General features: G+C 68.7%; 16 protein-coding genes. 9 read left to right on the forward strand and 7 right to left on the reverse strand.

Features of this window, described 5'->3' with window-relative positions; all coding sequences use genetic code 11:
* Nucleotide 1 precedes the first annotated feature (1 nt).
* Entirely contained in the window at nt 2-1,444 is a 1,443-nt protein-coding gene (locus ACWDPV_RS15000; RefSeq protein WP_449743623.1) for a wax ester/triacylglycerol synthase domain-containing protein, read from the forward strand.
* A 51-nt stretch (nt 1,445-1,495) separates the two neighbouring features.
* Here the strand turns inward: ACWDPV_RS15000 and ACWDPV_RS15005 are convergent, their stop codons facing one another.
* The gene (locus tag ACWDPV_RS15005) at nt 1,496-2,149 is read right to left on the reverse strand and encodes a YoaK family protein (RefSeq protein ID WP_449743624.1); all 654 of its coding nucleotides are present in this window, start codon (nt 2,147-2,149) and stop codon (nt 1,496-1,498) included.
* 116 nt (nt 2,150-2,265) lie between these two features.
* The gene (gene glpX, locus ACWDPV_RS15010; protein WP_449743625.1) at nt 2,266-3,261 is read right to left on the reverse strand and encodes a class II fructose-bisphosphatase; all 996 of its coding nucleotides are present in this window, start codon (nt 3,259-3,261) and stop codon (nt 2,266-2,268) included.
* Nucleotides 3,262-3,418: 157 nt separating this feature from the next.
* Between glpX and ACWDPV_RS15015 the strand changes: the two genes are divergently transcribed.
* On the forward strand, nt 3,419-4,000 hold the full coding sequence (locus ACWDPV_RS15015; RefSeq protein ID WP_348802683.1) for a DUF4245 domain-containing protein: 582 nt from the start codon (nt 3,419-3,421) through the stop codon (nt 3,998-4,000).
* A 150-nt stretch (nt 4,001-4,150) separates the two neighbouring features.
* On the forward strand, nt 4,151-5,719 hold the full coding sequence (locus ACWDPV_RS15020) for an FMN-binding glutamate synthase family protein (protein ID WP_449743694.1): 1,569 nt from the start codon (nt 4,151-4,153) through the stop codon (nt 5,717-5,719).
* A gap of 53 nt (nt 5,720-5,772) precedes the next feature.
* Here ACWDPV_RS15020 and ACWDPV_RS15025 read toward each other — a convergent pair whose 3' ends face one another.
* The 3 genes from ACWDPV_RS15025 to ACWDPV_RS15035 are packed head-to-tail and all read right to left on the reverse strand — an operon-like array spanning nt 5,773 to nt 8,151.
* A complete protein-coding gene (locus ACWDPV_RS15025; RefSeq protein WP_449743626.1) occupies nt 5,773-6,051 on the reverse strand; it encodes an exodeoxyribonuclease VII small subunit in 279 nt (92 codons plus the stop codon).
* Nucleotides 6,048-7,301: an exodeoxyribonuclease VII large subunit gene (gene xseA, locus ACWDPV_RS15030; RefSeq protein ID WP_449743627.1), complete on the reverse strand. Its 1,254-nt coding sequence runs from the start codon at nt 7,299-7,301 to the stop codon at nt 6,048-6,050. Before xseA ends, ACWDPV_RS15025 begins: the two co-directional genes overlap by 4 nt.
* A gap of 49 nt (nt 7,302-7,350) precedes the next feature.
* Nucleotides 7,351-8,151 (reverse strand): lipid droplet-associated protein, encoded by an 801-nt coding sequence (locus tag ACWDPV_RS15035; protein WP_449743628.1) that lies wholly within the window; start codon nt 8,149-8,151, stop codon nt 7,351-7,353.
* A 52-nt stretch (nt 8,152-8,203) separates the two neighbouring features.
* Here ACWDPV_RS15035 and ACWDPV_RS15040 point away from each other — a divergent pair, with 52 nt between their 5' ends.
* The gene (locus tag ACWDPV_RS15040; RefSeq protein WP_348802678.1) at nt 8,204-9,157 is read left to right on the forward strand and encodes a 4-hydroxy-3-methylbut-2-enyl diphosphate reductase; all 954 of its coding nucleotides are present in this window, start codon (nt 8,204-8,206) and stop codon (nt 9,155-9,157) included.
* A gap of 101 nt (nt 9,158-9,258) precedes the next feature.
* On the opposite strand, the gene mycP is transcribed toward ACWDPV_RS15040, so the two are convergent.
* Nucleotides 9,259-10,656, reverse strand: coding sequence for a type VII secretion-associated serine protease mycosin (gene mycP / locus ACWDPV_RS15045; protein WP_449743629.1), 1,398 nt, complete (start codon nt 10,654-10,656; stop codon nt 9,259-9,261).
* A 1-nt stretch (nt 10,657) separates the two neighbouring features.
* Entirely contained in the window at nt 10,658-12,211 is a 1,554-nt protein-coding gene (gene eccD / locus ACWDPV_RS15050; protein WP_449743630.1) for a type VII secretion integral membrane protein EccD, read from the reverse strand.
* Nucleotides 12,212-12,408: 197 nt separating this feature from the next.
* On the opposite strand from eccD, the gene eccCa reads away from it, so the two are divergent.
* The 5 genes from eccCa to glmM all read left to right on the forward strand — a co-directional run bounded on the left by eccCa (nt 12,409) and on the right by glmM (nt 20,418).
* Nucleotides 12,409-16,491: a type VII secretion protein EccCa gene (gene eccCa, locus ACWDPV_RS15055; RefSeq protein WP_449743631.1), complete on the forward strand. Its 4,083-nt coding sequence runs from the start codon at nt 12,409-12,411 to the stop codon at nt 16,489-16,491.
* Complete coding sequence (locus ACWDPV_RS15060; RefSeq protein ID WP_449743632.1) at nt 16,488-17,840, forward strand: type VII secretion-associated protein; 1,353 nt, start codon at nt 16,488-16,490, stop codon at nt 17,838-17,840. Before eccCa ends, ACWDPV_RS15060 begins: the two co-directional genes overlap by 4 nt.
* A 205-nt stretch (nt 17,841-18,045) precedes the next feature.
* A complete protein-coding gene (gene rplM / locus ACWDPV_RS15065) occupies nt 18,046-18,489 on the forward strand; it encodes a 50S ribosomal protein L13 (protein WP_348802675.1) in 444 nt (147 codons plus the stop codon).
* A complete protein-coding gene (rpsI, locus tag ACWDPV_RS15070) occupies nt 18,486-19,088 on the forward strand; it encodes a 30S ribosomal protein S9 (RefSeq protein WP_449743633.1) in 603 nt (200 codons plus the stop codon). Before rplM ends, rpsI begins: the two co-directional genes overlap by 4 nt.
* 1 nt (nt 19,089) lies before the next feature.
* A complete protein-coding gene (gene glmM, locus ACWDPV_RS15075) occupies nt 19,090-20,418 on the forward strand; it encodes a phosphoglucosamine mutase (RefSeq protein ID WP_449743634.1) in 1,329 nt (442 codons plus the stop codon).
* Nucleotides 20,419-20,420 lie beyond the last annotated feature (2 nt).

A 20,420-nucleotide genomic window follows, 5' to 3' on the forward strand; every position in this document is an offset into this window, starting at 1 on the left:
GATGAGCGAGGACGCACCCCTTTCGTGGGGGACCGAACCGCATATGAGCCCGGTCGACGCCCTGATGTGGCGCGGCGATGCCGACCGCAAACTGCGGGGCACCATCTCCATGCTGGAAATCTATGATCGCGTACCGGATTGGGACCGGTTGCTCGCGGCGCTCGACTGGGGAAGCCGGATGGCGCCCCGATTCCGGCAACGCGTCATCGAGTCGCCATTGGCCACCGGAACACCGAGTTGGGCGGTCGACGCGGAATTCGACCTGCACTATCACGTGCGCCGGATCGCACTCGTCGGCGACGGTTCGATGCGCGAATTGCTGTCCACCTGTGAACAACTCGCGATGACGGCGCTCGATCCGGCACGGCCGCCGTGGGAGGGCTACCTGATCGAGGGACTCGCCGGCGGCAAGTGCGCCTACTTCCTCAAGGCGCACCACGCGCTCACCGACGGACTCGGAGCGATTCTCGTTCTAGCGCAACTGCATTCGACGTCACGTGACCCGATCCCGGGTAAACCGCAGCCGCCCGCCCCGATGCCGACATCCATCTCGGCGCTCGATGTGCTGCGGCGACAGATCGGCGAGGAAGTGGCCCGGATACCGCATCGTGCCTCGCTGGCGCTGCGCGGTGTGGCCGCCCTGCGGGACCCGGGTCATGCGCTCAGTTCGGTTCTGCGGTACGGGCGTTCGGTACCACGCGTGGCCGGGATGGTCTCGCCGCCGGGATCGGCGCTGCTATCGGCGCGCAGCGTGTCGTGGCGGTTCGCCGCGTTCGAGGTGCCGTTCGCGGACATGCAGGCCGCGGCCCGCGCGGTGCGGGCCTCGATCAACGACATCTACCTCGGCGGGCTCATCGGCGGATTCCGGATCTATCACGAGAAGAGCGGTGCCGCACTCGCCCCGATACCGGTGGCCATCCCGATCTCGGTGCGGCGACCCGAGGATCCCGAGGGCGGCAACCGTATCGCCGTCGGACGGCTGGCCGGCCCGATGGACATCGCCGATCCCTTCGAGCGGGTGCTGACCATTCGGGAGCAGGTGCGGGCCGCCAAGAGCGAACCCGCCGTCGACATCTTCAACACCCTGGGGTCGGTGCTCGCCTGGATGCCCGGCCGGCTGCTGGGACAGTTCAGTGGCGCGACGAGCCAGAACGACCTGCAGGCCAGCAACGTCCCCGGAATCCCGTGGGACACCTACGTCGCCGGTGCAAAGGTGGAGCGGCTCTTCCCGTTCGGGCCGCTGCCGGGGTGCGCGGTGATGGCCACGTTGATCACCCATAATCAGATCGCGTGCCTGGGACTGAATTTCGACGCCGCGGCGGTAACCGATCCGGAACTCTTCGCCGAATCCGTCGTCGCCGGTTTCGACGAGGTGCTGGGTCTGGTGACCGAGGGCCCCGACGGTGCCGATGCCACCCCGGGCGTGATGCGTCGGGTCGTCTGAGGCGACATCGCGGCGGGGTCGGTCGCCGTGTGATCAGCCCACCACGTCTGGTCAGTCGCCGCGGTGCGGCAGAAGCGTGGCGATCACCAGCACGGCCACCGCGATCCACATCGACGTCACTCCGAGCCAGCGATAGCCGAACCCGCCGGCCATCGCACCGCAGGCGAAGACGAACCAGGTCGCCACGGTGGCGGTCCACTGCCAGGCGTTGTCGGTCCTGATGCCGTACACCAACTGGTGCGCGGCCTTGACCAGGGTCCCGGTGACGTAGGTCAGCCCCACATGCACATCGGTGGATCGCGACAGGGCGGTGTTGATCAGCCCGCTGCCGATCGCGACCACCGGCAGGCCCACCTCCGGTGACGCCGCGATGGTGATCACGGTCCCGATCGCCACCCATGCGGCCGTCGCCGACATCTGGAGCAGATGCCTGCGCGGACCGGCCCACCGGGTGATCACATTGCCGAGAACGTTCCCGGCGAAGAAACCGGCGATCAGCGCCGCGCAGATGGCGAGGGTGTGCCAATGCCGGTAGGCGACCGATTGCCCGAGAATGGTGGTGTTGCCGGACATGAAGGCGACGAAGATTCCGCTGAGGGCGGTGAACGCGATGGCGTCGAGAAATCCGGCCACGGCCAGCAACGTCAGTGCCAGCGCGCGTTCGGACGGCGCTCGCCCCGGCGTGGCTGCGGCTGTGTCCGACACGGGTGTGAGGGTATCAGCCGAGATAGGTCGGAGAATCGGTGAATGCGCGTGTGTCCATACGACATTCGCCCGGTCCCCTCGTGGGGGACCGGGCGAGGTGTCAGGAGATCGGCGCCCTAGATGTCGAGGCGGGCGTACTCGCGCAGCTTGGAGGTCTTGTGCACGGCCTCGATCCGGCGGATGGTGCCGGACTTCGAGCGCATCACAAGCGAGCGGGTGGTGGCACCGCCAGGACGGTAGGTGACGCCGCGCAGCATGTCACCGTTGGTGACGCCGGTGGCGCAGAAGAAGGAGTTCTCGCCGCTGACCAGGATGTCGTTGGTGAGGACCCGGTCGAGGTCGTGGCCGGCGTCGAGGGCTTTTTTGCGCTCCTCCTCGTTACGCGGCCACAGCTTGCCCTGGATCTCGCCACCCATGCACTTCATCGCGACGGCGGTGATGATGCCCTCCGGGGTGCCGCCGACACCCATCAGCATGTCGACGGTGCTGTAGTCGCCGGCCGCGGCGATCGATCCGGCGACGTCGCCGTCGGAGATCAGGCGGATCTTGGCGCCGGCCTGACGGATCTCGCCGATCAGGTCGGCGTGGCGGGGACGGTCGAGGACGACCACGGTCAGGTCGGCGACGTCGATGCCCTTGGCCTTGGCGACCGAGTTGATGTTCCACTGCACCGACTCGTCGATGTTGATCGCGCCCTTGGCCTCCGGGCCCACCGCGATCTTGTCCATGTAGAAGACGGCCGACGGATCGTACATGGAGCCGCGCTCGCTGACCGCGATCACCGCGATCGAGTTGGGGCGGCCCTCGGCCATCAGCGTGGTGCCGTCGATCGGGTCGACCGCGACGTCGCAGTCGGGGCCGTCGCCGTCGCCGACCTCTTCGCCGTTGAACAGCATCGGGGCCTCGTCCTTCTCGCCCTCACCGATCACGACCACACCGCGCATCGACACCGTCGACAGCAGTTCGCGCATGGCATCCACGGCGGCACCGTCGCCGCCCTTCTTGTCGCCGCGACCCACCCAGCGACCGGCCGCGAGCGCGGCCGCCTCGGTGACTCGCACCAACTCCATCGCCAAGTTGCGGTCGGGTGCCTGGTGGGTGGATGCGCTCATGTCTTCGACTCCTCGGCGTGCGGCGTTGCGGCTCACCGTCCATCCTCGCATGTCACGCCGCCCGCGCGTCGGCGGGTCGCCCTTTGGGCGCGGGGGGTGTGCGTGCCTGCGATCACACGATTGGGGTCGGCGCGAGGCCGACTGCAATACTGGCCTCATGGCCTCCAAACCGCGCTATCTGACCAGCGGCAAGGACATGATCTGGTCGATCATTCCGCTGCTGGTGATCTGCGCGTTCGTCGCCATGGTCTCCGGCAACTGCTCGGTCGGACTGACCGGGACCGCCAAGGACGACCGGCGCGCACCGTTCGACGTGCAGGGCGCACTGCTTGCCGATTCGCAGACGATGCCGTTCCCGATCCGGCGGCCCGCCGACCCGGACGGCTGGAAACCCAGCTCCGGTAGCCGCGAGAACGCCTCGGGACATGTGCTGAGCAATGTGGGATGGCTGACCCCGTCGGGTAACTACGTGCAGCTGACCCAGACCGACGCCTCGGAGGACACCCTCGTCACCCATCTCGCCGGGGGTGGCGACGACGACGAGGTGGCCTCCGGTACCGGTACCCGCGAGATCGGTGGCCATCGCTGGGTGCTCTATTCCACTTACGACGGCAACAACATCTGGATCACCGATCTGGGGAATGTGCGCATCGCGGTGATGTCGACCGGGTCCGCCGACGACATGGAGAAGATGGCCGCGGCGGTTCTCGCGCAGCAACCCCTGCCCGGTCGGGGCTGAACCCGGGTTCCACGCGCGGTTGGGCAGACACTCCCCGGCCGTCGTGATCTCATGTCGGATGGCGTTGCCGACGTGGCGTCGTGACATGTGGTCGGAAAGAAGTCGTGCCATGTGGTCGGAAAGTAGGGTGTCGGGGTGTTACGACTGCGGATGGGCGCGCTGGTGGTGGCCGCGGTGGTCTGCATCGTCGGTGCCGTGATCGGCTCCTGGGTGTGGATCATCCCGGCGGCGATCCTGACGCCGCTCGCTGTCCTCGGCATCTACGATCTGCTCCAGCGCAAGCACTCGATCCTGCGGAACTATCCGGTGCTCGGACATGTGAGATTCCTGCTGGAGATGCTGCGTCCGGAGATCCAGCAGTACTTCATCGAGCGGAACTTCGACGGTCGCCCCTTCGATCGTGACGTCCGCTCCCTGATTTACGAGCGGGCCAAGGGCACCGCGTCGGAATTGTCCTTCGGCACCGAACGCGACATCGACGCCGAGGGTTACGAATACCTCGTCCACTCGGCCGCACCGCTGGTGGCGCCGCCCGAGCCGTTCCGGGTGCGGATCGGCGGACCCGACTGCACCCGCCCGTACGACATGTCGCTGCTCAATGTCTCGGCGATGAGTTTCGGTGCGCTGTCGTCGAATGCGTTGCGGGCGCTGAACGAGGGGGCCAGGAAGGGCGGTTTCGCCCACGACACCGGCGAGGGTGGGTTGACGCCGTATCACCTGACCGGTGCCGACGTCATCTGGGAGATCGGCTCGGGCTACTTCGGAACCCGCACCGCCGACGGTCATTTCGATCCGGACACCTTCGCCGAGAAGGCCGCCACCGAACAAGTCAAGGGGATCCTGGTCAAGCTGAGTCAGGGCGCGAAGCCGGGCATCGGTGGCGTGCTGCCCGGGTCGAAGGTCACCGAGGAGATCGCGCGGTATCGAGGTGTGCCGGTGGGGCAGAAGTGTGTGAGTCCGCCCGCGCATTCGGCGTTCTCCACCCCGCGTGAACTCGTCACCTTCATCGGACGGCTGCGGGAACTGGCCGACGGTAAACCGGTGGGGTTCAAGCTGTGTGTGGGTTCCCGGGTGGATGTGCTGGCGATGTGCAAGGCGATGGTGGAGGAGCAGATCACCCCGGACTTCATTGTGATCGACGGCGCCGAGGGCGGCACCGCGGCGGCGCCGCTGGAATTCGAGGATCACGTCGGTCTGCCGCTGACCGACGGACTGATGACGATGCACAACGCCCTGGTCGGATGTGGTCTGCGGGACCGAATCCGGATCGGGGCGAGCGCCAAGGTGGCCTCCGGCAACGACATCGTCAAACGCCTCATCCAGGGGGCCGATTTCACCAACGCCGCCCGCGCGATGATGATGGCGGTCGGCTGCATCCAGTCGCAGCGCTGCCACACCAATCACTGCCCGGTGGGAGTGGCCACCCAGGATGCGCGGCGGGCGCGGGCGCTGGACGTCGCCGACAAGAGTGAACGCGTCTACCGCTATCACAAGGCGACGGTGGCGCAGGCGATGCGGCTGATGGCTTCGATGGGTATCGACGATCCGGCCCGCCTCGGCCCGCACCTGCTGCGCAAACGGCTCTCGGCCACCGAACAGCGGTCCTATGCCGAGATCTACGAGTGGCTCGACGACGGTGTGCTGCTGTGTGATCCGCCGGAATCGTGGGTCGAGGACTTCTCCCGCGCCGACCCGGATTCGTTCCGGCCGGTGGGCTGATCGGGGCCGGTACATCACGGTCAGATCCCGGTCAGATCCCGACGGCGCGCTGGTCAGTCATCGAGATCGTCCTCGTCGTCGTCACCATCGTCCTCGCCGTCGTTGAGCACTGCCTCGATGCGGTCGCGGGCACCGGCGAGGTGTGCCTCGCAGCGGTCGGCGAGGGCCTCACCGCGTTCCCACAGGGCCAGTGACGCATCGAGATCGAGGCCGCCGCGTTCGAGGGTGGTCACCACCTCAACGAGTTCGTCACGGGCCTGCTCGTAGCCGAGTTGCTCGACCGGGACGGCGGCGGGTTCGGATGAATCTTTCTGGCTCCGTTGCGGACTCACTGATCGGGCTCCTGATGATCGGGATGTGCGGGCTGATCGACGTGCGCGTGCAGGGAACCGTCGGCCACGCGGATGCGCAGCGCGGTCCCGGCGACGACGCCGTCGACGGAGTCGAGGACCTGCGGCGGATCGACGTCGGTGCGTTGCACGACGGCATATCCGCGGGCGAGGGTCTGGGCCGGCCCGAGGGTGGCCAGCCGGGCCGCGAGGGCCTCGGTGCGGCGCTCCTGGGTGTCGATGAGGCGCAGCACGTCACGCCGGATGTCGGAGCGGGCCCGCTCGACGCCCTCGACGTGCCGGTCGATCATCGAGAATGGATCGGCGAGAACAGGTCTCGCGCGCAGGCCGGAAATCACCCGATCCTCCCGATGCACCCAGTTGCGCAGGGCGTGCGCACTGCGCCGCCGCAGCGCGGTGATGCCGGCCAGTTCGGCCTCGACGTCGGGGACCACACGTTTGGCGGCGTCGGTTGGAGTGGCCGCGCGCAGGTCGGCGACGAGATCGAGCAGGGGCGTGTCGGGTTCGTGGCCGATGGCACTGACCACCGGGGTGGTACAGGCGGCCACCGCGCGCAGCAGGGTCTCGTCGGAGAACGGCAACAGGTCTTCGACGCTGCCGCCGCCGCGGGCGATGATGATGACGTCGATGTCGGGGTGTGCATCGAGGTCGTTGAGGTGGGCGATGATCCGCGGTACCGCGGTCGGCCCTTGGACCGGAGCGTCCCGCACGTCGAAACGCACTGCCGCCCAACGGGTTGACGCGACCGTGACGACGTCGTGCTGCGCGGCGCTCGCCCGCCCGGAGATCAGGCCGATGGTGCGGGGCAGGAAGGGTAGTCGGCGTTTCATCCGGGTGTCGAACAGGCCCTCGGCGGCCAGGAGCTGCCGCAGCCGTTCGATCCGCAGCAACAGTTGCCCGATGCCGATGGGGCGAATGTCGCTGACCCGCAACGAGATCGTGCCACGGCCGGTGTAGTAGCTGGGGCGTCCGAGCATCACCACGTGCGCGCCCTCGGTCAGCGGCACCTCGGAGCGGGCGAGCAGATCGGGGCTGCAGGTCACCGAGATGGAGATGTCGGCGGCCGGATCCCGCAGTGTCAGAAAGGATGTGCGGGTGCCCGGGCGTCGGCTGATCTGGGTGATCTGGCCTTCCACCCAGATCTGGCCGAGACGATGAACCCAGTCGGCGATCTTGGTGTTGACCGTGCGGACCGGCCAGGGATTGTCGGCGGTGTTGGCCCCGGCGGTCACGGTGTCCCCGGTGCGACGGTCACAGCCCCCGGAAAGGTGACGCGCCCCGTCACGAGGAGGTGGAGCGCTTGTTCTCGGCGGCGGTGATCCGGTTGTCGATCATCGTGATGAACGGTGCGCGGTTGCGGGTGCTCTTCTCATACGCCAGCAGCGCGGTGAGGTCGTCGACGCCGACGGTGCGGAGCTTGGCGCGCAGCTGGGCCAGGGTGAGGGTGTCGTAGTCGGTGTACTCGACGACTTCGGGGACGTCGCCGGATGCCGGCGACTCGGCGTCCGCCTCGGAGTCGTGGGCCGAGTCGATGACCTCCTTGGGCGCGGAGCTGTAGAGCGCGAACCGGCCGGCGTCGGCGCGGGGTGCCTCGGATTCGGGCGCAGGGGCCGGAGCGGATGCCTTCTTGGCCGGAGTCTTCGCGGCCGCCGGAGTTTTCTTGGCCGCCGGGGCCTTCTTCGCCGGCGTCTTTGGTTCAGGGGCCTTGGTGGCGGGTGCCTTCTTCGCGGCCGCCTTCTTCACCGGGGCCGGTGTGGCCGCCGCCGACGTCGACTTGTCGGTGGCGCCGCCCTTGCGGCCCGACTCGATCGGCACGACCGACTCGGTGACGTCGATCTCGTCGTCGTCGAAGCGGGCCCACGACGGTTGCTCGTCGGGATGGTCGAAGAGGAACTCGAGCGCGGTGTCACCCTTGATGGCGAGTTCGGCGATGCCCTGCTGTGCGCGCATCGCGAACTGCAGGGTTTCGCTGACCGCGGTCATCGGCAAGGTGACGAGCAGAGTGGGGAGCTTGCGCGTCTCCTCGATCGCGGTGACGACGAGACCTGCGGCGATACGGGCCGGATAAGGTGCGCGAACCATGGGTTCACTCTGCCATCTTCGCTCGTGGCGGCCAACACGTACCCTGGGAGGCATGTCTGAACCCAAGCGCGTCCTGCTCGCCGAACCGCGGGGGTACTGTGCCGGCGTCGACCGGGCCGTGGAGACCGTCGAGCGTGCCCTCGACAAACACGGGGCTCCCGTCTACGTCCGCAAAGAGATCGTGCACAACCGGCACGTCGTCGACACGCTGGCCGAACGCGGCGCGATCTTCGTCGGGGAGACCGACGAGGTGCCCGAGGGGGCGATCGTCGTGTTCTCCGCGCACGGTGTGTCCCCGGAGGTCCACCGCACCGCCGCGGTGCGCAACCTGAAGACCATCGACGCGACATGTCCGCTGGTCACGAAGGTGCACCAGGAGGCCAAGCGATTCGCCCGCGACGATTACGACATCCTGCTCATCGGTCACGAGGGCCACGAGGAGGTCGAGGGCACCGCCGGTGAGGCACCCGAGCACATCCAGCTCGTCGACGGCCCCGACGCGGTGGACAAGGTGACCGTGCGTGACGAGTCCAAGGTGATCTGGCTGTCGCAGACCACGCTGTCGGTGGACGAGACGATGGAAACCGTCCGGCGCCTGCGCGAACGTTTCCCGGAACTCAATGACCCGCCGAGCGACGACATCTGCTACGCCACCCAGAATCGCCAGGTCGCGGTGAAGGCGATGGCCCCGCAGTGCGACCTGGTGATCGTGGTCGGGTCGAAGAACTCGTCGAACTCGGTGCGTTTGGTGGAGGTGGCCCTGCAGAACGGGGCGGCCGCGTCGTATCTGGTCGACTACGCCCGCGAGATCGATCCGTCGTGGCTCGAGGGTGTCAGCACCGTCGGCATCACCTCCGGGGCGTCGGTGCCCGAGGTGCTGGTGCGCGGCGTCATCGACTTCCTGTCCGAGTACGGATTCGACTCCGTGGAGAAGGTCACCACCGCCGAGGAGACCCTCACCTTCGCGTTGCCGCGGGAGCTGCGGCCGGCGCGGACGGCGCGCTGACCTCCCTGACCAGCTCGGCCATCTGCATGCTCAACTCCCATCTGCACGCAATGCATTCCGTGCAGATGGGATTTGCGCGCGCAGCTTCGGGAGCCGGCCGCTCAGTACTCGTCGGGTTCGAGTCGGCGGACGCGACGATGCGGTAACGACAGCGCGAGTACCGCGATCACGAGCGCGACGGCCGCCGCCACGCCGATCAGGGCGACGTTGCGGGCGGTGTGGTCGGTGGCCGGCGGGGCAGCCGGGGCCCCGATCGGCGTCGAGGAGACCGCCTCGGTGGCGGGACCGAGCTCGGCGGTGAGGGCTGCCACCGGATCGATGACGCCGTAACCGATGGCCTGATCGTGTCCGGTCCCGGGGGCGTGGGCGGTGGCGATGATGCGGTCCATCACCTGTCCCGCCGACAGCTGCGGGTAGCGGGCGCGGATCAGCGCGGCGGTCCCGGCGACGTAGGGCGCGGCAAAGCTGGTGCCCAGCACCGGGACCGGGCCGGAGTCGCTGCGCAGGGCATTCACCAGCGCGGAACTGCGCGGGGTGCTGTCGAGGCTGACGATGTCGGTCCCCGGGGCGGCGACGTCGACCCACGGACCGTGGAGGCTGAAGGAACTCGGGGTACCCGAACCGGCGTCCACCGCGCCGACGGTGAGTACGTACGGGGAGAACCAGGCGGGGCTCGCCACGGTCACCACCGAACCCCAGCCCGCGGTGTCGGCGGGATCCGGCGGCGGATTCTGTTGTGCGCAGGCCGATCCCTGTGACAGATTGCCCGCGGCGACGACCACCACCACATTGCGTTCATAGGCGTGGCGGACGGCCGCGCCCAGTGCTCGATCGGCGGGACGATCGCCGGCGGACGAACAGGCCACCTCGGAGATGTTGATGACCGTGGCACCGAGATCGACCGCCCGCACAACCGCGTTCGCCAGTGTCGACACGGACCCGTAGCCACCGCCGACCGCGGGATCGGAGTCCTCCCGCCGGCGGTCGGCGGCGTCGAATGCCGCGCTCGACTGCCGGATTGAGATGATCGAGGCATCGGGCGCGACCCCGACGAAGGCGTCGTCGGATGACGGTGCGGCGCCGATGATTCCGGCGACCAGCGTCCCGTGCGCGTCGCAGTCGGACAGGCCGTCGCCGGACGACACGTAATCGCCGCCGCCCCGGAGTCGTGACAGGCGCGGGTGCGGCGACACACCCGTGTCGATCACCGCGACGCGCTGCCCGGCGCCCCGGGAGAACCGCCACGCGTCATCGAGATTCATCATCTGCTGCGCGGGCGAGACCCGGGTGGGGGACGGTGCGGTGAGAGGCCGCGCGCAGAGGGTCCGCTGTTCGGTGCGTTCCGGCGGTGCCACCGGCGCCGAACGCACGAGTGCACCCACGTCGATGACCGGTGGTGTCAGCGCCGTCGCCGGGGACGCGCCGCCCAGTGCGACAATCACCGCGGTGAGCGCTGCGGCCAGGACACGCCGGGTACCCAGCGCGGTGTCCGAGGTCATCTCACAGATTCCGGACGGTCTGATACAGGTCGAGAATCCATGCCAGCAACGGCACGATCACGGCGATCAGCGCATACTCGGCGAGCTCCGCCAGCCGACGCATCACCGGCGAAAACGCGTGTCGCGGAGCCACAACCCCGCCGATCATGGCGACGATCATGGCGAGGACACCCACGGCGAAACCAACGAGCGGCCACATCCCCGGGCCCAGCGCCCACGACGCGACGATTGTTGCCAGTGTCAGACACCCGCCGGCGATCAGGGTGGCGGCCTGCGCGAGATCGGAGTGCGACCGCCCGCGCAGGCACAGTACGACGGCGACGATCATCGCCAGCGACATCGACCGCCAGTCGATTCCGGTCCACGGGGTGGCCGTCACAACGGCGGCGACCGCCGTTATCACCGTCGATCCGGCGACGATCCCGGTGAGGTAGGCGTTCGCCAGGTACGAACGACGTTCCAGTGCATCGGTTTTGGGTAGGGCGATGGCGCCGATCGCGCCGATCCCCTCGATGCTCGGGGGTGGCTCCGCGTCGTCGATGTCGATGGGCGCCCCGGCCGTCGGCACGGGCGGAAGCGGCAGTTTGGCGAGCACGATGGTCAGCCGTGGCGCCAGGCCGATCACCACCAGGCCGACCACCGCGGTCACCGCCGCCACGTCACCACCGGGCGCGGTGAGGAGCAGATCGGCGACACAGGCACCACCACCCAGTATCGACGCCGTGATGGCCGCGCTGTGGATCACCGGCCCGGCGGCCGAACATCGATAGGAGATCACCGCACACACTAGTGCGCTGGCGAACCCCAAGCTCACTCCGGCGGAGCCGAAAGTGCCGGGCACGCCCAGCATCCCGGCCGCGAACGCGGGCGGGATCGCGGCCGCCGACAACGCCGCGGCGGTGGCTCCGTCACGACGATGACGCGCCACGATCGTCGATGCGGTGATCAGTGCGACGGCGCAGAGCGCGGCCGGGATCGCCGGCCACCAGTCACTGTGCTCGGCACGCATGCCGCACAGGCTCACCGCGGCGACCAGCGACGCGAGGATCGTCGCGGAGAAACCGAGGATCCGGGCGGCACGTGCAGACCAGTTGGCGAAATGCGACTCGTTGAGCCGCGCGACCGCGTCGACGACGTCGTCGTAGAGGACCGGTGCCTCGCCGGTACGCAGCCGGGAGATCACCAGCAGGTCGCCGTGGCGGACCCCGCACTCCGCCAGCGTCCGCTCGAGGGGCAGTGGGTGTCGGCCGATGTGCGACAGGGTCCACCGGTGACGGTGATCGTCGGGTCGCGAACCCTCCGACGCCGCTTCGCCATCCGGGTCGTCGCTCCGGCTGCGCCGGGGATTGCGGGATTCGATGTGGGCGATGAGATCGGTCATCAGCGCGGCGATGGGCACACCGGCCGGGAGTGCCACGTCCATCTGGGTGTTGCCACCGAGCACCGACACCCGCACCATCGTGGGCTCGACTGTGGGGGTGTCCGCCGACGGTGCGGAATCCGGCGGTATCGATGGGACCGGGTGCCCCGTTGATCGTGTATCCACAAGTGACATCTACCGCTACCTCCCCGCTGGTTCGCAGTTACCATAACCGGACATCACGGTCCGGGTGACCCGGGCCACTGCCGGCGGTGGATAACCCGACCCGTCACGACGGCGCGGAGATGGTCGGCACGGGTGGACTGACGAGGGGGAGTTGGTTGGTGCTCACGGACGGCTTCGTGCGGCGACCGCGTATCACGCCACCCCGCATGCCCGGTGGTGAACTCAACATCGCGCAACCACCGGACGTGCCCCGCGTGGTGCCCGGCAACCTGCTGGTCAAGCTGTTGCCGGTGGTCATGATCGTTGCGGTGTTGGGCATGGTCGGACTGATGTTCGCCACCGGTGGACGCAATATCGTCTCCAACCCCCTGTTCATGATGTTTCCCCTGATGATGCTGATGTCGATGTTCGGGATGTTCGCGGCCGGCGGACGTAGCGGTGGGAAGAAGGCGGCCGAACTCAACGAGGAACGCAAGGACTACTTCCGGTATCTGGCGCAACTGCGGGGCCAGGTCGACGAGACCGCCCGAGCCCAGCGCGTGGCGTTGTCCTGGAGCCATCCCGACCCGCGGTCGCTGGCCGAGGTCATCGGTGGCCGGCGGATGTGGGAGCGGCGTCCCACCGACAGCGACTTCGCCCACGTCCGTGTCGGTGTCGGCACGCAACGGTTGGCGACGCGACTGGTCCCGCCGGAGACCGGGCCGCTCGAGGACATCGAACCGGTGTCGATGGTGGCGTTGCGCCGGTTCGTCCGTACCCATTCGGCGGTCCACCGGCTGCCGACGGCGGTGTCGCTGCGGGGTTTCCCGGCCCTCAACATCGAGGGTGCCCGGCAGGATACCCGGGACCTGGTGCGGGCCATGGTGATCGAACTGTGTGTCTTCCACGGTCCGGATCACCTGCGGGTGGCCGTGGTCACTGCCGATCCGGTCGGCGAGGCATGGGATTGGGCCAAATGGCTCCCGCACGTGGGTCATCCGCGTCTGGCCGACGCCATCGGTCCGATGCGGATGATCTTCCCGAGCCTGGGCGATCTGGAGCTCGCGCTGGCCACCGACCTGTCCGAGCGTGGCCGGTTCAGCCGCTCGGCGCCACCCACCCCGGGCCGGCCCCACCTCGTCGTCATCATCGACGATGGTCTCATCGAGGGCGGCGAACGGCTGATCAACGATGCCGGGATGGAAGGTGTCACCGTCGTCGATCTCACGGCGCCCGCCGACGGTCTGGCCGCCAGACGTGGTCTGTCCCTGGTGGTTCGAGATGGCACGGTGTCCGCGCGGAGTGCATTCGGCGTCGAGGAGTTCGCTACGAGGGACGCGTTGTCGATCGCCGAGTGTGAGGCCGTCGCCCGACGTCTGGCGCGCTACCGCCTCGCGTCGGCGGCCAGCATCGCCAGCCTCGACGCGGAGGCCACCGCCGTCGACCCGGGTCTGCCCGCGCTGCTCGGCATCGACGATGTGTCGCGATTCGATCCGGCGTCGGGCTGGCGCGGACGATCCGGGCGGGAACGACTTCGGGTGCCCATCGGCTACACCCCGAACGGCTCGACCGTCGAACTCGACATCAAGGAGAGCGCCCACGGCGGTACCGGGCCGCACGGCCTGTGCATCGGCGCGACGGGCTCGGGGAAATCGGAGTTCCTGCGGACCCTCGTGGTGGCCCTGCTGGCCACCCACTCACCCGCCGAGCTCAATCTCGTTCTCGTCGACTTCAAGGGTGGCGCAACCTTTCTGGGTCTGGAGCGAAGCCCGCACGTGGCGGCGATCATCACCAACCTGGAGCAGGAGCTGGCGATGGTCGATCGGATGAAGGATGCCCTCTCGGGGGAGATGAACCGCAGGCAGGAGGTGCTGCGCTCGGCGGGGAATTTCGCCAACGTCACCGAGTACGAACAGGCCCGGCTGGCCGGGGCGCCCCTCGAACCGCTTCCGGCGTTGTTCATCGTCGTCGATGAGTTCTCCGAATTGCTCTCTCAGAAGCCGGATTTCGCTGAGCTGTTCGTCGCGATCGGCCGTCTGGGACGGTCCCTGCACATCCATCTGCTGCTGGCCTCGCAGCGGTTGGAGGAGGGGAAACTCCGTGGGCTCGATTCGCACCTGTCGTATCGGATCGGACTGAAGACCTTCTCGGCCAACGAGTCACGATCGGTGCTCGGCGTTCCGGACGCCTATCATCTGCCGAGCGTGCCGGGTTCGGCATATCTCAAGGCCGACTCCGGTGAACCGGTCCGCTTCAACACCTCCTATGTGTCGGGTCCGTATCACCCACCGGCGCTCGGCTCGCCCGACGAGTTCGGTGCGATCGACGGACGGGCTCCCCGCGCCCGCATGAAGGTCTTCACCGCGCTACCTGTGCCCTTGGATGGGCCGCCGCCACCCGAGAGTGCGCCGGTGGTGGGTTCGGTCCTCGACAATGCGGCCGCGTTGCTCGAGGAGACCCCACCGGCGACGCCGGTGCCCGATCATCTGGAGCTCGGTGCCGGAGTGCCGAATCCTGCTGCGCGGCACGGTGGGTCGGTGACGGTGCCCACGCTGCTGCAGACGCTGGTGGGACGTATCGTCGGATTCGGTCCGCCGGCTCACGAGGTCTGGCTGCCGCCCCTGGACTCCTCGCCCACCGTGGACGCACTCGTCGGCGACCGCGACTACTCCGCGCCCGCACCGCCGGGCGCACTGCGGGTGCCGATCGGCATCATCGACCGACCCTTCGATCAGCGGCGGGACGTGCACGTCCTCGATCTGTCCGCGGCCGCAGGCAATGTCGCGATCGTGGGTGGACCGCAGTCGGGCAAGTCGACGGCACTGCGCACGTTGATCGTGGCCGCGGCGGCCACGCACACACCCGAGCAGGTGCAGTTCTACTGCCTCGATTTCGGTGGTGGTTCGCTCGCCGGGGTGGCGGGGCTCCCGCACGTCGGGTCGGTGGCCACGCGCGCCGACATGGATGCGGTTCGTCGCACCGTCGCCGAGGTGGCCGCAGTCGTCCGGGCCCGCGAATTGCGTTTCGCGCGGGTCGGTCTGGAGTCGATGCAGGATTATCGACAGCGCCGGGCCGCCTGGGCGGGCACCGGACGGACCGACCCTGACGATCCGCTCGCCGACGACCCGCACGGCGACGTCTTCCTGGTGCTCGACGGCGTCGGCGTGCTGCGCGGCGAGATGGAATTCCTCGAGGAGCAGATCTCCATGATCGCCGCGCAGGGGCTGTCCTACGGTGTCCACCTGGTGATCACGGCCACCAGGTGGGCCGAGGTCCGGCCGGCGATGCGTGACCTCATCGGAAGTCGTCTCGAACTGCGGCTCGGTGATGCGATGGATTCCGAGGTCGGGCGCCGGGCCGCCGCACTTGTTCCGCACAACCGCCCGGGCCGCGGTCTGAGCCCGGACGAGATGCACCTGCTGGTGGCGCTGCCGCGGCTCGATGGTGACTCTTCGCCCGCGTCGCTCCCGGTCGGTGCGCAGATGGCGATCGACGCCATCTCGCTGGCCTACGGTGACCGTCGGGCGATGCGGGTACGCACGCTGGGCACCGAGATCCTGATGTCCCACGTTGCCGAACGCGTCACGGCCGAACGGGGATCACTGCCGGTCACTCAGGTGGCCATCGGCCTCGGCGAACTCGAATTGGCACCGGTGATACTGGATTTCGCCGCACAGCCGCACTTCATGGTGTTTGCCGACGTCGAGCACGGCAAGACGACGCTGCTGAGAACCATTGTGGCCGGCCTGGTTTCGGGTTCGACACCCGAACAGGTGAAGATCGTGCTGGTCGACTACCGGCGGACGATGCTCGGCCTGATCTCCGGTGACCATCTCGCCGGCTATGCCAGCTCCAACGACAACGCCACGGCCATGATGCGCCAACTGGCCGGCTACTTCACCCAGCGCCTTCCACCCGAGGACATCACGGTGGATGCGCTCAAGGACCGCAGCTGGTGGTCGGGCCCGGACGTCTACGTCATCGTCGACGACTACGACATGGTCGCGACGTCGTCTGCGAATCCGATGCTGCCCCTGCTGGATCTGGCCTCCCACGCCCGTGACATCGGGATGCACATCGTTCTCGCACGCCGATCCGGCGGCCTGGGGCGGGCGATGTTCGATCCGGTGATCGCCCGGTTGCGCGACCTGTCCTGCGACATGTTGCTGATGAGCGGTGACCGGGACGAGGGCTACATCACCGGACGCTCGCGATTGCAGCGACTCGTTCCCGGGCGCGGTGAACTGATCTCACGCAGCCGGCCGGCGGAGATGATCCAGGTCGGCATCTCCGATCAGGTGTCCTCGTGACCGCGACGACGGCGCCATCGCGAGCCGATCCGCCGGCGCCGGTGGTGTCCCGGCGGGCGACCGTCGTCGACCTCGCCTTCGGACAGGTGGTCCTCGGCGATGCGGGGGCGGGCCCGGATGTGTCCGCGCTGCTCAACGCCATCGACGCCGACACGATCGTCGTCGACGGTGTCGCCGCGCCGACCCCGGCGCGGTGGGCGGCGGTGATTGCGGCGATCGCCGAGTCGGTCGGATGGACTCCACTGATCCTCACCCACCCCAGCACCTGGGGATCTGTGCGCACCGGGGTGCTTCGCAGCGCCGCGGCGATGGTGCCGACCGACATCGACGTGCTGCCCCGCGCGGTGCAGATCGCCCGCACCCACGCCGACGTCACCGTCTCGCGGTGCGCGGTCGTGGAGACGACTGCCCTTCCCGACCATGACGACGGGCGCCGCTCTCCCCGGTGGGACGTGCAGCGGTTGCGCCGCATCCCGACCGGGTGGGAGATCGAGGCGAGCGGCATCCTGCGCGCGGTCGGCGACGCGACCGATTCCGCCGCGGTCGCGGCGGTGATCGACGACGGTGTCGAAGCCGTGTTCGTCGACGGGGCCACCGCGGCCGAGGTGACCCGAGCAGTCGACACCATCACCGAACACACCGTCGCCGGTCGGGTGGTGCGGGTCGACCGGCGCCTGGTCACCCGGCAGCCGTCGACGGCCGGCTCGGCGGGATCCGCCGCCACCGACCTGGCCTGGGCCGACGCCGCGGCGGAGCCGATGCCGAGTATCTCTCGCGCCGGTCGACGGCGGTGGGCCTGGGCCGCCGCGGCGATGGCCGCGGTGATCGTCGTCGCGGTCGCCGGGCTGGTGGGGCTCGTCCAGACCGACGAATCACCACCGCCCGCACCGCTGGCCGTCACGGTGGGCCGCACGTCGATGCTGATCCCATCCGCCTGGCACCGCGACGACCCGCCGGCAACGGGCTCGGCGCCGGCGTCACCGACGACCCGGTCACCATCCCAGTCACGCACCGTCTTCGTCGCCCCCGACGACGGCGCCCGGCTCATCCTCGTGCAATCGCCGGTCCGCGCCGGATCGACACCGGCGTCGGTGGGCGTGAGCATGGGTAACCGGATCGGACAGCGCGGCGACGACGTGGTCAGCGAGTTCTCGCCCTCGACCCGGTTCGCCGGCCGGGATGTGATCAGTTACCGCGAGGCACCGGCGTCCGGCGCACCGATCCGCTGGTACGTCCTGGTCGAACATGATCTTCAGGTCAGCATCGGATGTCAGGCGGGCACCGGCGGCCAATCGGTGGACGGGCCCTGCGTGCAGGCGGTTGAATCGGCCCGGATCGCCGCCCGATAGTTCCCGCTCTGGTGCCCTTACCGGCCAGCTCAGACGGCGTTTTGACCCTGATGGGCCCGCTCCCGTACTCTGGATCGCTGGTGCGTGGCACCCTCATGCCGTCGTGGTATGCGGGTAGTCGAGGCCCGGGTCCCCACTGGTCGCCGGAACAACCTCTGCCATCGTGCCTGACCAGCACCGATCACAGACAAGTTGAGGACCAACTGTGCCTACCTACACCCCGAAGGCCGGTGACATCACACGCACGTGGCATGTCATCGACGCCACCGACGTGGTGCTCGGCCGGCTGGCCGTGCAGAGCGCGAACCTGCTCCGCGGCAAGCACAAGCCGACCTACGCCCCGCATGTCGACGGTGGCGATTTCGTCGTCATCATCAATGCCGACAAGGTCGCCCTGACCAGCAACAAGGCCGAGCGCAAGCTGAACTACCGGCACTCCGGGCATCCGGGTGGCCTGAAGGTCCAGACGACCGCCGAGCTGCTCGAATCCAACCCCGAGCGCGTGGTCGAGAAGGCCATCAAGGGCATGCTGCCGCACACCAAGCTGGGACGCGCGATGGCGTCAAAGCTCAAGGTGTACGCCGGCCCGAATCACCCCCACGCCGCGCAGCGGCCCGTCCCCTTCGAGATCAAGCAGGTGGCCCAGTGACCAACGAGAACATTTCCGACGAGGCCGTCGAGGCCGCCGTGGAGAATGCCGCCGAGGCCCAGGCCGCTGCCGGTGACGACACCGCTGCCGCCGAGACCGCCGTCGAGCGGGCCGTCGAGGCCGTCGAAGAGGTCGAGGCCGCTTCCGACGACTACGACGCCGACACCGATGTCGTCGCCGAGTCGGCCGTGGATCGTGCGCCGGTCGTCATCGACCGCCCGATCCAGACCGTCGGCCGCCGCAAGGAGGCCGTGGTGCGGGTGCGTCTGGTTCCCGGTTCGGGCCAGTTCACCCTCAACGGCCGCACCATCGAGGAGTACTTCCCGAACAAGGTGCACCAGCAGCTGATCAAGGCCCCGCTGGTCACCGTCGAGCGCACCGAGTCGTTCGACATCTACGCCAAGCTCGTCGGTGGCGGCCCCTCGGGCCAGGCCGGTGCGCTGCGTCTGGCCATCGCCCGTGCCCTCATCGAGGTCACCCCGGAGGATCGCCCGGCCCTCAAGAAGGCCGGCTTCCTGACGCGTGACCCGCGTGCGGTCGAGCGCAAGAAGTACGGCCTGAAGAAGGCCCGCAAGGCGTCGCAGTACTCCAAGCGCTGACTTGGCACGCCTCTTCGGAACCGACGGCGTCCGAGGCCTGGCCAACGCCGAGCTCACCTCCGAGCTCGCGTTGCGCCTGGCCTCGGCCGCCGCGTTCGTTCTCGGTACCGGCCCACGCCCCCGCGCGGTGGTGGGTCGCGATCCCCGCGCCTCCAGCGAGATGCTCGAGGCCGCGGTCTGCGCGGGACTGGCCGCCTCCGGCGTCGACGCGATCCGGGTGGGTGTGCTGCCCACCCCGGCGATCGCATTCCTGACCGCCGACTACGGCGCCGCCTTCGGTGTGATGATCTCCGCATCGCACAACCCCATGCCCGACAACGGCATCAAGTTCTTCGGCGCCGGCGGACACAAACTCGACGACGAGATCGAGGATCGCATCGAGGCCGCGATGAACGGTGACCTGCCGCGCCCGACCGGTGCCGGCGTGGGTCGACTGTCCGACGCGCCGGACGCCCAGGACCGCTACGCCCGTCACCTCGCCGCCGCGATCGATGTGCGACTCGACGCGCTGACCGTCGTCGTCGACTGCGCGCACGGCGCCGCCTCACATGTGGCGCCGCACGTCTACGCCGCCGCGGGTGCCACGGTCATCCCGATCCACGCCGATCCCGACGGCATCAACATCAACGAGGACTGCGGCTCCACCCACATGGGTAAGCTGCAGGCTGCCGTGCTCGAGCACGGCGCCGACCTCGGCCTGGCCCACGACGGTGACGCCGACCGCTGCCTGGCCGTCGACTCGACCGGCCAACTCGTCGACGGCGACCACATCATGGCGATCCTGGCGAGCGCCATGCATCGCCACGGGCGTCTGCGGGACGGTGTCCTCGTCGCCACCGTGATGAGCAACCTCGGACTGCACATCGCCATGCGCGAGGCCGGAATCGCGTTGCACACCACCGCCGTCGGCGATCGGTACGTGCTCGAGGAACTACGCCGCGGTGACTACTCACTCGGCGGCGAACAGTCCGGGCACATCGTCGTCCCCGGCTCCGGGACCACCGGCGACGGCATCCTCACCGGTCTGCTGCTGATGGCCGAAATGGTGGAGAGCGGCACACGTCTGGCCGATCTGGCCGGCGTCATGACGACGTTGCCGCAGGAACTGATCAACGTGCGGGTGGCCGACAAACACGCGGTCGCCGTGGCGGTCTCGGTGACCGAGGCGGTCACCGCGGCGGCGGCCGAGCTCGGCGATCAGGGCCGAATCCTGTTGCGGCCGTCGGGAACCGAACAACTCGTACGGGTGATGGTGGAAGCGCCGACCGCCGAACTGGCACACGCCATCGCGGCGCGTGTCGCCGACGTCGTCGCCACCGCGGGTGCCTGAGG

Source organism: Gordonia sp. NPDC003504 (genome assembly GCF_053587995.1).

Bases quoted from the DNA above. Each gene is read 5' to 3' on its own strand.
- ACWDPV_RS15035 (WP_449743628.1), bottom strand. From the start codon at position 8,151: ATGGTTCGCGCACCTTATCCGGCCCGTATCGCCGCAGGTCTCGTCGTC.
- eccCa (WP_449743631.1), top strand. From the start codon at position 12,409: ATGCCCGGTGGTGAACTCAACATCGCGCAACCACCGGACGTGCCCCGC.
- ACWDPV_RS15015 (WP_348802683.1), top strand. From the start codon at position 3,419: ATGGCCTCCAAACCGCGCTATCTGACCAGCGGCAAGGACATGATCTGG.
- eccD (WP_449743630.1), bottom strand. From the start codon at position 12,211: ATGTCACTTGTGGATACACGATCAACGGGGCACCCGGTCCCATCGATA.
- ACWDPV_RS15020 (WP_449743694.1), top strand. From the start codon at position 4,151: ATGGGCGCGCTGGTGGTGGCCGCGGTGGTCTGCATCGTCGGTGCCGTG.
- glpX (WP_449743625.1), bottom strand. From the start codon at position 3,261: ATGAGCGCATCCACCCACCAGGCACCCGACCGCAACTTGGCGATGGAG.
- ACWDPV_RS15040 (WP_348802678.1), top strand. From the start codon at position 8,204: ATGTCTGAACCCAAGCGCGTCCTGCTCGCCGAACCGCGGGGGTACTGT.
- mycP (WP_449743629.1), bottom strand. From the start codon at position 10,656: ATGACCTCGGACACCGCGCTGGGTACCCGGCGTGTCCTGGCCGCAGCG.
- ACWDPV_RS15000 (WP_449743623.1), top strand. From the start codon at position 2: ATGAGCGAGGACGCACCCCTTTCGTGGGGGACCGAACCGCATATGAGC.